General features: G+C 71.1%; 11 protein-coding genes and 1 pseudogene. 2 read left to right on the top strand and 10 right to left on the bottom strand.

Annotation, left to right across the window (positions count from 1 at the left end; translation table 11 throughout):
* Positions 1–334: 334 nt before the first annotated feature.
* Positions 335–2,479, top strand: a complete 2,145-nt coding sequence (gene glgB, locus AC0VYD_RS21200; RefSeq protein ID WP_475480332.1) for a 1,4-alpha-glucan branching protein GlgB — start codon at positions 335–337, stop codon at positions 2,477–2,479.
* A gap of 114 nt (positions 2,480–2,593) precedes the next feature.
* Here glgB and AC0VYD_RS21205 read toward each other — a convergent pair whose 3' ends face one another.
* The 6 genes from AC0VYD_RS21205 to rpsB all read right to left on the bottom strand — a co-directional run bounded on the left by AC0VYD_RS21205 (position 2,594) and on the right by rpsB (position 8,314).
* The gene (locus tag AC0VYD_RS21205) at positions 2,594–3,775 is read right to left on the bottom strand and encodes a pyridoxal phosphate-dependent aminotransferase (RefSeq protein WP_475477180.1); all 1,182 of its coding nucleotides are present in this window, start codon (positions 3,773–3,775) and stop codon (positions 2,594–2,596) included.
* Between the two features lie 124 nt (positions 3,776–3,899).
* Entirely contained in the window at positions 3,900–4,853 is a 954-nt protein-coding gene (locus AC0VYD_RS21210; protein ID WP_475477181.1) for a phosphatidate cytidylyltransferase, read from the bottom strand.
* 3 nt (positions 4,854–4,856) lie between these two features.
* Positions 4,857–5,414 carry a ribosome recycling factor gene (gene frr / locus AC0VYD_RS21215; RefSeq protein WP_191274340.1) on the bottom strand — a complete coding sequence of 186 codons (558 nt, stop codon included), beginning with the start codon at positions 5,412–5,414 and terminating at the stop codon, positions 4,857–4,859.
* A gap of 59 nt (positions 5,415–5,473) precedes the next feature.
* Positions 5,474–6,217, bottom strand: a complete 744-nt coding sequence (pyrH, locus tag AC0VYD_RS21220) for a UMP kinase (protein WP_191274687.1) — start codon at positions 6,215–6,217, stop codon at positions 5,474–5,476.
* 171 nt (positions 6,218–6,388) lie between these two features.
* Complete coding sequence (gene tsf, locus AC0VYD_RS21225) at positions 6,389–7,225, bottom strand: translation elongation factor Ts (protein WP_191274338.1); 837 nt, start codon at positions 7,223–7,225, stop codon at positions 6,389–6,391.
* Between the two features lie 132 nt (positions 7,226–7,357).
* Positions 7,358–8,314, bottom strand: a complete 957-nt coding sequence (rpsB, locus tag AC0VYD_RS21230) for a 30S ribosomal protein S2 (protein WP_191274336.1) — start codon at positions 8,312–8,314, stop codon at positions 7,358–7,360.
* 341 nt (positions 8,315–8,655) lie between these two features.
* Here rpsB and AC0VYD_RS21235 point away from each other — a divergent pair, with 341 nt between their 5' ends.
* Entirely contained in the window at positions 8,656–9,300 is a 645-nt protein-coding gene (locus AC0VYD_RS21235) for a M23 family metallopeptidase (protein ID WP_475477182.1), read from the top strand.
* A 397-nt stretch (positions 9,301–9,697) separates the two neighbouring features.
* On the opposite strand, the gene AC0VYD_RS21240 is transcribed toward AC0VYD_RS21235, so the two are convergent.
* From AC0VYD_RS21240 to AC0VYD_RS21255, 4 genes and pseudogenes are all read right to left on the bottom strand, one after another.
* Positions 9,698–10,606, bottom strand: coding sequence for a tyrosine recombinase XerC (locus AC0VYD_RS21240; protein WP_475477183.1), 909 nt, complete (start codon positions 10,604–10,606; stop codon positions 9,698–9,700).
* Entirely contained in the window at positions 10,603–10,962 is a 360-nt protein-coding gene (locus AC0VYD_RS21245) for a Rid family hydrolase (protein WP_473038276.1), read from the bottom strand. Before AC0VYD_RS21245 ends, AC0VYD_RS21240 begins: the two co-directional genes overlap by 4 nt.
* Before the next feature lie 91 nt (positions 10,963–11,053).
* Positions 11,054–12,214 carry a DNA-processing protein DprA gene (locus AC0VYD_RS21250; RefSeq protein ID WP_475477184.1) on the bottom strand — a complete coding sequence of 387 codons (1,161 nt, stop codon included), beginning with the start codon at positions 12,212–12,214 and terminating at the stop codon, positions 11,054–11,056.
* Positions 12,215–12,285: 71 nt separating this feature from the next.
* Positions 12,286–12,765 (bottom strand): annotated as a pseudogene (locus AC0VYD_RS21255) (magnesium chelatase subunit ChlI family protein); the annotation flags it as partial.
* Positions 12,766–12,782 lie beyond the last annotated feature (17 nt).

The raw sequence follows: 12,782 nt of genomic DNA on the forward strand, positions 1-12,782 counted from the left end.
CCTCCCCTCTCACCACCCGTCCACCACGAGTCACCACGGAGTCGAATTGTCACCGCGTCCGACCAACAAGTCCGCCACCGCCGACGAGCAACCGACGGCAGCGGAGTCCGCGGCCGCGAAGAAGGCGTCCGCCAAGGCAGCGCCGGGGAAGGCTGCGCGGACGGCACCGGAGAAGAGCTCGAAGACCGCGGAGAAGGCCCCGGCCGCGAAGAAGACGACGGCCAGGAAGACGGAACCGAAGAAGACCGCCGCGAAGAAGACCACTGCGAAGAGGACCGCGTCCGGGAAGGCGGCGCCCAAGCGGACCCGCACACCCGCCGCCCTCGCCCCGGAACTGGTCGCCGAACTGGACCGGGTGGTGGACGGCTGGCACCACGACCCGCACTCCGTTCTCGGACTGCACGGCCGCGACCTGCGCGTGCTCCGACCGGGAGCCGTCGAGGTCGACGCTGTCCTGCCCGACAACACCCGCGTCACCCTCCCGCACCGCCACCGCGGGGTGTTCGCCGCCCGCCTCCCGAAGCAGACCGACGACTACCGGATCGCGGTCCGCTACGAGGAGGGCGGACCTGAGCTGGTCGAGGCCGACGCCTACCGGATCGCGCCCACACTGGGCGAACTGGACCTGCACCTGATCGGCGAGGGCCGCCACGAGGAACTGTGGCGGGCTCTGGGCGCGAACACGGCGACCGCGGACAGCCCCATGGGAGAGATCGCGGGTACGGGCTTCGCGGTCTGGGCTCCGGACGCCCGCGGGGTGCGGGTGGTCGGTGACTTCAACCACTGGAACGGAACCGCGCACCCGATGCGCAGCCTCGGTTCCAACGGCGTGTGGGAGCTGTTCGTGCCCGGGACGGGCGACGGCGACCTGTACAAGTTCCAGGTCCTGGGCGCCGACGGGCACTGGCGGGACAAGGCCGACCCGATGGCGCGGCGCACCCAGATGCCCCCGGCGACGGCGTCGGTGGTCACCACCTCCGAGCACGTGTGGTCGGACGAGCAGTGGATGGCCGAGCGCAAGGGCGTGCAGGCGCACCGCGCGCCGATGAGCGTGTACGAGGTGCACCTCGGTTCCTGGCGCCCCGGGCTGGACTACCGGGAACTGGCCGAACAGCTGGTGGAGTACGTCAGCGACCTGGGCTTCACCCACGTGGAGTTCCTGCCGGTGGCGGGCCACCCCTTCGACGGTTCCTGGGGTTACCAGGTCACCTCCTACTACGCGCCGACACCGCGTTTCGGTTCACCGGACGAGTTCCGGCACCTGGTGGAATCGCTGCACCGGGCCGGTATCGGGGTGTTCCTGGACTGGGTGCCCGCGCACTTCCCCAAGGACGAGTGGGCGCTGGCCCGGTTCGACGGCACCGCGCTGTACGAGCACCCGGACCCCCGTCGCGGCGAACACCCGGACTGGGGGACGCTCATCTTCAACTACGGGCGGACCGAGGTGCGCAACTTCCTCGTGGCCAACGCCCTGTACTGGCTGGAGGAGTTCCACATCGACGGCCTGCGCGTGGACGCCGTCGCCTCGATGATCTACCTCGACTACTCGCGGGACTCCGGGCAGTGGGAACCGAACATGTTCGGCGGCCGGGAGAACCTGGAGGCGATCGACTTCATCAAGGAGCTCAACACCACGGTCTACCGGCGCAACCCGGGCGCGGTGATGATCGCGGAGGAGTCCACGGCGTACACGGGTGTGACCCAGCCGGTCGACCTGGGCGGACTCGGCTTCGGGTTGAAGTGGAACATGGGCTGGATGCACGACTCCCTGGAGTACGTGAAGAAGGAGCCGATCCACCGCAAGTACCACCACAACGACATCACGTTCTCGATGATGTACGCCTACAGCGAGAACTACGTGCTGCCGCTGTCGCACGACGAGGTGGTGCACGGCAAGCAGGCCCTGTTCAACAAGCCGCCCGGTGACGAGTGGCAGCGCGCGGCCACGCTGCGGGCCCTGCTGTCGTTCATGTGGTCCCACCCGGGCAAGCAGCTGCTGTTCATGGGCGGCGAGATCGCTCAGGGGGACGAGTGGTCGCACGAGGCCGGGGTGCCGTGGTGGCTGCTCCAGTTCGAGCACCACGCCGGGACGCAGAAGCTGGTGAAGACGCTCAACGACACCTACCGCCCCCGCCCCGCGCTGTGGTCCCTGGACACCGACCCGGCCGGTTTCCGCTGGCTGGACGGGGGCGACCACGAGGGGAACACCCTCAGCTACCTGCGCCACGGCGAGGACGGCTCGGTGCTGGCGTGCGCGGTGAACTTCTCGCCGGTGCCCCGACCGGGCTGGCGGGTCGGCCTGTCCTCCGAGGGCCGGTGGACGTCGGTGCTCAACTCGGACGACCGCCGTTTCGGCGGCTCCGGGTACGAGGCGCCCTCCTCGGTGGTGGCCGAGCCCCGGGAGTGGCACGGCCAGCCGTACTCCGCGGAGATCACCCTGCCCCCGCTGGGCGCGGTCTGGTTCGAGCCGGAGCGGTAGCCCGGACGCGGCCGGTCCGCGGCTCCGCGAGGCGAAGGGCCCCGGAACGCTCGCCCGACGGTGAGCGTTCCGGGGCCCGTCTTCGCTCCGTGAGGAGCCGGAGCGGAGCGTGGGCTACGCCCCGGCCCCGTGCCAGGCGGTCAGGCGGCGGACCGCCTCGTCGAGGACCCCGTCCTTCTTGCAGAAGGCGAAGCGCAGCAGGTGCCGCCCCTCCTCCTGGTGGTCGTAGAACACCTTGGCGGGCACCGCCGCCACACCGGCCTCACGGGGCAGCGCCCGGGCGACGTCCTCGCCGTCCAGGTAGCCCAGCGGGCGGATGTCGGCCATCAGGAAGTACGTGCCCTCGCAGACGTTCACGTCGAAACCGGCTTCGGCCAGCCCCGTCGCGAGCCGGTCCCGCTTGTCCTGGAGCGAACGGCGCTGCTGCTGGATCCACTCCCACTCGGAGTCCAGTGCGTCGGCGACCGCCAGCTGGAGGGCGCCGTTGGCGGAGAAGGTGAGGAACTGGTTGACCGTGCGCACCGCCCGGACCAGCGGTTCGGGGCCGGTGACCCAGCCGGTCTTCCACGCGGTCACCGCGAACGTCTTGCCCGCGGAGGAAACGGACAGGGTCCGCTCCCGCATCCCCGGAAGCGTGGCCAGCGACACGTGCCGGCGGTCGTCGAAGGTGAGGAACTCGTACACCTCGTCGGTGACCGCGAGCAGGTCGTGTTCACGGCACACCCGGGCGATCTCCTCCAGCTCGGCAGCGGTGAACACCGTGCCGGTGGGGTTGTGCGGGGTGTTGACCATGATCAGCCTGGTACGCGGGGTCACCGCGGCGCGCAGTTCGGCGGGGTCGAAGGTGAGGCGCCCGCTCGCCGGGTCGCGGCGCAGGGCCACCGGACGGCGCACCCCGCCCGCGAGGGAGATCATCGCGGCGTAGGAGTCGTACATCGGCTCGAAGACGACCACCTCGTCCCCGCGCTCCACCAGGGCCAGCAGCGAGGCCGCGATCCCGGCGGTCGCGCCGACGGTCACGTACACCTCGGAGTCCGGGTCGAAGTCCAGCCCCTGGTGGCGGGACCGGTACCGGCTCACCGCCCGGCGCAGCTCGGGGCGGCCCGGACCGGGCGGGTACTGGTTCACCCCGGCCGTGATGTTGCGGGTCGCGCCCTCCAGCAGGGATCGCGGCCCGTCGGTGTCGGGGAAACCCTGCCCGAGGTTGACGGAATCGGTCTCGACGGCCAGGCGCGTCATCTCGGCGAAGATCGTCTCACCGTAGGCGCGCATTCGTTCGATCAGCGGTTCTTCCACCCGTCGAGCGTATCCATCCGGGCGCGCACGGACGGCAGCCCGCCCCCGGACACGGCGAAGGCCCCCGGTCTCGTGGCATCCGGCCGGTTACCGGGTGCCACGAGGCCGGGGGCCGGTCCCCCGTCTAGGGAAGGAGGAGGCTCAACACGACCCAGACCACGGGACCCGCGATGAGCAGCGAGTCCATGCGGTCCATCAGGCCGCCGTGGCCCGGCATGAACCGGCCCATGTCCTTGACCCCGAGGTCGCGCTTGAAGAGCGACTCGATGAGGTCCCCGACCGTGGCGGCCAGCACGACGGCCAGACCCAGGACCACGCCGACCCACCAGGGGCCGTCCAGGAGCAGGGTCACGCACAGCGCGCCCGCCACCGCACAACCCAGCACGGAGCCGCCGAAGCCCTCCCAGGTCTTGTTCGGGCTGATCACCGGGGCCATCTTGTGCCGCCCCAGCATGATCCCGGCGAAGTAGCCGCCGATATCGCTGGAGATCGTCACCACGATGAACACGAGGAGCCGGTACTGGCCGTCCTCCGGATGCGCGATGAGCAGCAACCAGGTGGCCAGCAGGAACGGCAGGTACACCAGGACGAACAGGTTGGCCGACGCGTCGGCGACGAACCCCTCCGCGCCCCCGCGCAACCGCCAGACCAGGCAGACGATCGCGGTGAGGGCGGTGATGCCCACCAGCCACTCCGGCCCGCCGAAATAGGCACCGGCCTGCATCGCGACCCCGCCCGCGGCCAACGGGGCCAGGGCCAGGGTCACGCCCTTGCCGCCGAAGGCCCGGTTGAGTTCGCGCAGCCCGATCAGCGCGGCCAGGGAGGTGATGACCGTGAACAGCTCCGGTCGGGGGAAGACCGAGAAGAAGACGAGCGCGCCCAGGACGCACCCGCTGGCGATGGCCACCGGGAGGTTACGGCCGGTCTTGACCGGATCGCCCCCCGGTTTGTGCAGCACGAAGCGCTGCCCGGCGGCCGTGTCCGTCACGGAGGACTCCGCCTCGGACGGGGAGGTGTCGTCGGGTCTGTGCTCCGGCGATTGGTCATCGCCTCCGGAGCCGTTGGAAGGTGTGGTCACCGGCTAAACCTCGAGAAGTTCAGATTCCTTGTGCTTCAGCAGCTCGTCGACCGAGGCCACGTACTTCTGCGAGAGCTCGTCCAGTTCGGCCTGGGCGCGGTGCGCCTCGTCCTCACCGATGTCGCCGGCCTTGACCGCCTTCTCGAAGCTGTCCTTGGCGCGGCGGCGCACGTTGCGGATCGAGACCTTGCTGTCCTCGGCCTTGGTGCGCGCGACCTTCACGTACTCCTTGCGGCGCTCCTCCGACAGGTCCGGGAACACCACCCGGATGACCTGGCCGTCGTCGGAGGGGTTGACCCCGAGGTCGCTGTTGCGGATCGCGTTGATGATCGAGGTGCGCGCACTGACGTCGAACGGGGAGATGACGACCATCCGCGGCTCGGGCACCGAGAAGGAGGCCAACTGGTTGATCGGGGTGCGGGCACCGTAGTAGTCGACGGTGATCTTGTTGAAGGTGGCGGGGGTGGGACGGCCGGTCCGGATCGTCGCGAAGTCCTCCTTCGCCACGGTCACGGCCTTCTCCATCTTCTCTTCGGCCTCAAGGAGGGTTTCATCGATCATTGGGGCGCTCCCGGATTCTCGGCTGGATGTTCGTGGCTTGGTGCGTGGCCCGACGCCGTCTAGACGGAGGCCGGACCGACGATGGTGCCGATCTTCTCACCGCGGACGGCTCGCAGGATGTTGCCCTGGCTCATGAGGTCGAAAACGACGATGGGCAGACCGTTGTCCATGCACAGGCTGACGGCCGTGGCGTCCATGACCTTCAGGCCGCGGGTGAGGACCTCGTTGTAGTTGAGCTTGTCGAACCTGACCGCGTCCGGGTTGCGCTGCGGGTCGGCGTCGTAGACCCCGTCCACCTGGGTGCCCTTGAGGACCGCCTGGGCACCGATCTCCAGCGCCCGCTGGGCGGCGGTGGTGTCGGTGGAGAAGAACGGCGCGCCCAGACCGGCACCGAAGATGACCACTCGGCCCTTCTCCAGGTGGCGAATGGCGCGACGCGGGATGTAGGCCTCGGCGACCTGGCTCATGTGGATCGCGGTCTGCACGCGCGTGTCCACGCCCAGGCGCTCCAGGAAGTCCTGGAGGGCGAGGCAGTTGATGACGGTGCCGAGCATCCCCATGTAGTCGGCGCGGCCGCGCTCGATCCCGCCCTCGGTGAGCTGCGCGCCGCGGAACATGTTGCCGCCGCCGACGACAACGGCGACCTGGATCCCCTCGGAGACCGCCTCGGCGATGGACTCAGCAACGTACTGGACGACCTCGGGCTCTATCCCGAGACCGCCACCGCCCGCGAACGCCTCCCCCGAGAGCTTGAGCATGACACGCTTCCAACCGGAATTGTGCATGGCGGGTGCGGTGGTCATCGCTTCGTTCTCCGACACGGCCTGCGGCCTCCCTTATTGTCCCCGAGTGGCACAGGGTCCCCCGAGTGTTCCTGCTGCGGGCGGGGCGCACGACAACGACCCGAATCCGCCCATATCCACCGAAGGTGCCGGGGAGAGAAGTCTCCCCGGCACCTCCATCATCCCAAAGCCCTAGGCCTGGCCGACCTTGAAGCGGACGAAGCGCTTGACGGTGACGCCGGCCTCGTCGACGACCTTCTGGACCGTCTTCTTGTTCTCCTTGACGAACGGCTGGCCGAGCAGCGTCACGTCCTTGAAGTAACCGTTGAGGCGGCCCTCCACGATCTTCGGGATCGCCTGCTCGGGCTTGCCCTCCTCGCGGGTGGTCTCCTCGGCGATGCGGCGCTCGTTGGCCACCACGTCGGCGGGAACCTCGTCCTTGCTGACGTACTGGGGGGCCAGCGCGGCGATCTGCTGGGCGAGGTCCTTGCCGACCTCCTCGTCCTTCTTGTCCAGCTCGACCAGGACACCCATGGTGGGGGGCAGGTCCGGGTCGGACTTGTGCAGGTAGCTCGCGACGTAGGCGCCGTCGAACTTGGCGATGCGGCGGAACTCGAGCTTCTCGCCGATGATCGCGCTCTTGCCCTCGATGTAGGCCTGGAGGCTCTTGCCCGGCTCGATCTCGGCGGCGGCGACGGTGGCGAGGTCATCGCTGTCCTGCTCGGCGACGAAGTCGGCGACCTGGTTGGCCAGCTCGATGAACTGCTCGTTCTTGGCGACGAAGTCGGTCTCGCAGTTGAGCTCGACCAGGGTGGCCTTGCCCTCGCCCTGCTCGCGCAGGACCACGGTGCCCTGGGCGGCGGTGCGGTCCGCGCGCTTGTCGACGGACTTGGCGCCCTTGATGCGCAGGGCCTCGACGGCCTTGTCGTAGTCGCCGTCGGCCTCGGTCAGGGCCTTCTTGCAGTCCATCATGCCGGCGCCGGTCGCGTCGCGCAGCTTCTTGACGTCCGCGGCGGTGAAGTTCGCCATGACTCTTCTCGGTTCCCTTGGAGTGAAGTCTGATCTGGAAGTGGAGCGACCCGGGTGAACACCGCGCGGGCCGCCCCGCCCACGGGGGCGAGGCGGCGCTCAGGCGACGGTGCGCCCGGAGGGGGCCGCTGACTACTCGGCGGCCTTGTCCTCGGCGGGGGCCGAGTCCTCGGCGGGAGCCTGCTCGGGAGCGTCCACCGGGGACTCCTCGGCGACGGCCTCGGCCGGAGCCTCGGCAGCGACCTCGTCGGCCGGAGCCTTGGTGGGGGTCTCGTCCGGAGCCTGCTCGGCGGCGGCCTCGGCGGCAGCCGTCTCGCTCTTGCCTTCGAGGAGCTCGCGCTCCCACTCGGCCAGGGGCTCCTCGGCGGCCTTCTCCTCGGTCGCGCCGGAGGCACCGGAGCGGACCAGCAGACCGTCGGCGACGGCGTCGGCGACGACGCGGGTGAGCAGGCTGACGCTGCGGATGGCGTCGTCGTTACCCGGGATCGGGTAGTCGACCTCGTCCGGGTCGCAGTTGGTGTCGAGGATCGCGACGACCGGGATGTTCAGCTTGCGAGCCTCGCTGATCGCGATGTGCTCCTTCTTGGTGTCCACGATCCACACGGCGCTGGGCACGCGGGCCATGTCGCGGATACCGCCGAGGGTGCGGTCGAGCTTGTCCTTCTCACGGCGAAGGTTCAGCAGTTCCTTCTTGGTGAGCGTGGAGCCGGCGACGTCGTCGAAGTCGATCTCCTCCAGCTCCTTGAGGCGCTGGAGCCGCTTGTGCACGGTGGAGAAGTTGGTGAGCATGCCGCCCAGCCAGCGCTGGTTGACGAAAGGCATGCCGACACGGCGGGCCTGCTCGTCAATGGCCTCCTGCGCCTGCTTCTTCGTGCCGACGAACAGGATGGTGCCACCGTGGGCGACCGTCTGCTTGACGAACTCGTAGGCGCGGTCGATGTACGCCAGCGACTTCTGGAGGTCGATGATGTAGATGCCGTTGCGCTCGGTGAAGATGAAGCGCTTCATCTTGGGGTTCCAGCGACGAGTCTGGTGCCCGAAGTGGACGCCGCTCTCCAGGAGCTGGCGAATCGTCACGACTGTGGCCATGACCTGGTCCTCCTTGCGGTGGCGAAAGCTTTCTCCGCCGTCGGTTGATCCTGACGCCCCGGCCGTACCGCCACCCCGCCGAAGCGGTGTGGACCGTAGGTGCGGCCCCTCCCGGAGGAGGCGGGTGGGCGTGCGTATTGTGGTTTGGCCCAACGGGCCACGGATGATTCTATCCTCCCTCGGACACACCGTGGAACGGCCTCGTGTCCAGGGAGATCACCGGATGCGCGGGGGCGCGCCGAGGGGGTGTCGGAGGGCGGCGTACCGGGGCCCCGGCGGGGGTTTTCCACAGGCTCGGGACGGGTCTGGCGAAGGGCGTCCGTCCAGCACACCCTGAATACATGAGACACCGCCGCATCTGGCACCTCCTGCTCTCGCTCTCGCTCCTGCTCTTCCCCCTTTTCCCGTACCGAACCGCGCTGGCCGCGACCTCGCCCGAGGCCCCGTGGCGCTGGCCGGTGGATCCGCCGGTGCAGGTCCTGCGCCGCTTCGATCCCCCGGAGCAGCGCTGGCTGCCCGGGCACCTGGGGGTGGATCTGGCCGCCGAACCCGGGCAGCCGGTGCACGCGGCGGGCCCCGGCCGGGTCCACTTCGCGGGCCGGGTGGCCGGGGTCGGCGTGGTGAGCGTCTCGCACGGCGGGCTGCGCACCACCTACCTCCCGGTGGACGCCGCCGTCGCCCGCGGCGACCCGGTCACCGACCAACCCCTCGGCACCCTGGCCGCCGAACCCGCGCACTGCCCCGCACGCCCCTGCCTGCACTGGGGCCTCCTGCACGGCGACGGTTACCTCGACCCGCTGTCCCTCCTGGGCCGGGGCGAGATCCGCCTGCTGCCGTGGGGAACCGTCTCGAAGGCCGTCAGCGTCGCCGCAGCAGCCCGTACACGCCGAACGCCCCTGCGGCGGCCGTCGGCACGGCCAGGAACAGCCCCGCCGCGGTCCGTCCCCGGCGTACGTGAGCGCACTGTTCCCTCGTCCAGGAGTTGAACTGTTCGTTGTCGAAGCGCGGATCGTCCGGTGGGAACAACCACGAAACCACGGGGCGGCAGGGGCTGGGTTCGTGTGAGCCCAGGTGGTGGCTGGACGGTGTCACGAGCAACAGGAGCACACCGACCAGCCCGAGAGCGGCGATCACCGAGCTCGCCGACACCACGGGCCGCAACCGTGCACCCCCGCGGGGGCGTCTCTGCGCACCTGCGGGTGTTCGCTCTCCTGGCGCTCGCATACGTGGCCTCAGCATTCGTGGGGTGTCGGAACCGCCGGTCGCGTCACGGATTCCTCGTCGACCACCCGGTGAGACGGCCGGTCGGCCGTTCGGGTTCGGGCCCGGGCACCACCGTCGCCCCGAACGCCTGCGGTCCTGGCGCCCGGACCGGCAGATCGATCAGGCTCTGGGGTGGGCCTGCTGGTAGGCGGAGCGCAGGCGGTCCACGGAGACGTGTGTGTAGATCTGGGTACTGCGCGGGCTGGAGTGGCCCAGGAACTCCTGGACGCTGCGCAGGTCCGCCCCGCCGTTCAGCAGGTGGGTGGCGGCGCTGTGCCGCAGACCGTGCGGGGCGCTGTCCATCCCGGCCGCGCGCAGGTGGGCGTGCACGTCCTCACGGGCCTGGCGGACACCGAGGCGACCGCCGCGCGCCCCCAGGAAGAGCGCGCCCCCGCTGTTGGTCCCGGTGGCGGGGACGGTGAGTTCGGGGCGGCCCCGGATGATCCAGGCGTCCAGGGCGTCCAGGGCCGGGGCACCCACCGGGACGGTGCGTTCCCTGTCCCCCTTGCCCAGCACCCGAACGGTGTCCCGGGAGCGGTCGACGTCGGCCAGATCCAGGGCGCACAGTTCGGCGACCCGGATACCGGTGGCGTAGAGCAGCTCCACGACCGCGTGTCGGCGCAGCTCCACCGGGGACTCGGGGGCGGCCGCCGACAGGGCGGTCCCGACCTGTTCCTCCTGCAGAACCGCGGGCAGGGAGCGCTGCTGGGCGGGTGTGGCCAGGCGGGGACCGGGATCGACGGCCAGAACCCCTTCGCGGTGCAGGTAGCGGGTGAGGGCCCGCACCGCCGCGACCCGGCGGGCGACGGTGGAGCGGCTGGCCCCCCGGGCGCGGGCGTGGGAGAGCCAGGCCCGGACCAGCGGCACGTCCAGGTCGGCCGGGGTGTGTCCGTGCTCGTCGAGGTGGGCGAGAAGGGACCGAAGGTCGGCCAGGTACCCGCGCACGGTGTGCGGTGACCTGCCCAGCTCGCCGGACAGGTAGGCGGCGAAGCGCTCCAGGACTCCGGAGGGGGGTTCGGGGGCCGTCACGCCCTCTCCCTGGGCAGGCAGGCGACGGCGTCGATCTCCACCAGGAAGCGGGGGTCGACCAGTCCGCTCACCTCGACCAGACTCGCCGCCGGGAGGTGCCCGTCGGGCAGGGAGTCCAGGAGCGCGGCGCGGAACTCGTCCAGGTCGGCGATGTGCCGGAGGTAGTAGGTCAGTTTCACCACGTGGCCGAGGCCGGCACCGTGTCGGGCCAGGATGGCCTCCATGTTCCGGAAGATCTGCCGGGTCTGCCCGCCCGCGTCCCCCACGACGCCACCGTCGGGGGCCGTCGGGGTCTGTCCGGAGACGAACAGGAGCGGGCCGTCGGCCAGCAGGGCGTCACTGTACGGTTTGGCCATAGCGGAACCGTACCCGCGAGGCGGCCCCGGTATCCTCCCGAAGCCCCGCCCGCACGACCCGTTCCGGCGCGTCCCGCCGGTCCCGGCCGGTTCACCGGGGACCCCTCCGGCCGCCGCGCCCGGGCAGACGCCACCCGGCCGGGCAGCGTTCCGCCAGGCCCGCGGCGGCCAGCATTCCCAGGGAGCGGATCGTGCCCTCCAGGTCCCCGCCGCTGTTCAGGGCGACCGTGGCAGTCCCCGCCCCCTGCGGTGTGAGCGCCGCCAGGACCCGGGTGGTCTCCGGGGCCAGGTCGGCGTCGATCCGCGGCGGCCCCTCCTCCACCAGGGCCCCGTCCAGGGGAGCGACCTGTTCCACCACGTCGTCGACACCGGTGACGCAGGTGGCCCTGCCCTCGCGGAGGAGCCGGTGGCAGCCCACCGAGGTCGCGGAGGTCACGGGGCCCGGGACCGCCATCAGGGCCCGGTGCAGGTCGTTGGCGTGCGAGGCCGTGTTGAGCGCGCCGCTGCGCCGACCGGCCTCCACCACCACGGTGCCCGGGGTGAGTGCCGCGATGACCCGGTTGCGGACCAGGAAGTCCGGGGCACGCGGGGTACGGCCCACCGGGCGTTCGCTGACCAGCGCCCCGGTCCGGGCCACGTCCGCGAACAGCCCCGCGTGCCCGCGCGGGTAGTCCATGTCCAGGCCGCAGGCCAGGACCACCACGGTGCGTCCCGCCGCGTGCGCGGCCCGGTGCGCGGTTCCGTCGATCCCGTAGGCCCCGCCGGAGACCACCGTGTAGGAGCGTTCGGCCAGCCCGTAGGAGAGCTCCGCCGCCACGTGCGCACCGTAGGAGGTGGCGGTACGCGAGCCCACCACAGAGACCGATCTCAGGCACAGGTTGCGCAGGTCGCCCAGGCCCCGGACCCAGAGTCCGTAACAGAGCCGACGGCCCCGGGGCTCGTCGAGCCGTCCCGGCCACTCCGGGTCCCCGGGAGCCACGAATCGCACCCCGGCCTCCGCGGAGGCGTCGAGCAGCCGGTCCGGATCCACCTTCACGGACCGCTGTGCCCAACCCCGCCACCTCCTGGCGGCGTTCCCCCACGCTTCCACCGGCGGCGAACCCGCCAGCCCCGGTGGCGGCGCGCCCGAGACCAGGGCCGACCACACCGGGGCCGCACCGTGTTCGGCCACCACGGCCCCCAACCAGGGGTCGCTCGGCGGCGCCACCGCCGTCAGGCAGACCCGGGCCCGCACCTCGTCCTCGTCCCCCACACGTCCCCCTCACCGTTCCCGAACCCGCAGCGACGGGCGGCCCTCCCCGCCCCACCGGCTGTCGCACACCCTCACCAGGCACGCCCGGACCACAGGGCGTAGGCGTAGGCGGTCTCCTCCTCACCCGGGCGGTCCCGTCCGGCGAGGTCCGCCAGGGTCCAGGCCACCCGCAGCGCCCGGTCCACACCCCGGGCACTGATCTGTCCCCGGTCCATGGCTTGGCCCAGGACCCGCAGGGCCCTCGGCTCCACCGGGAAGTCCCGGCGCAGCCGCGCACCGGGGATGGCCGCGTTGGTGTTCCACGGGGTGTGTTCGAGCCGTTCCCGGGCGCGGCAGCGGGCCTGCGCCACCCGGGCGGCCACCGTCTCGGAGGACTCGGCGAAGGCCCGGTCGGCGAGCAGCTCGGCCCGGGCCACCGGTTGGAGCTCCACCTTGAGGTCGATCCGGTCCAGCAGCGGACCGGACAGCCGGGAGAGGTACCGGCGGCGTTCACCGGCCGGGCAGGTGCAGAGGTTCCCCGGTTTGGCGCAGGGACACGGGTTGGCCGCCATCTTATGGAGGGGCTTCA

The organism is Nocardiopsis sp. iso_40, assembly GCF_056173285.1.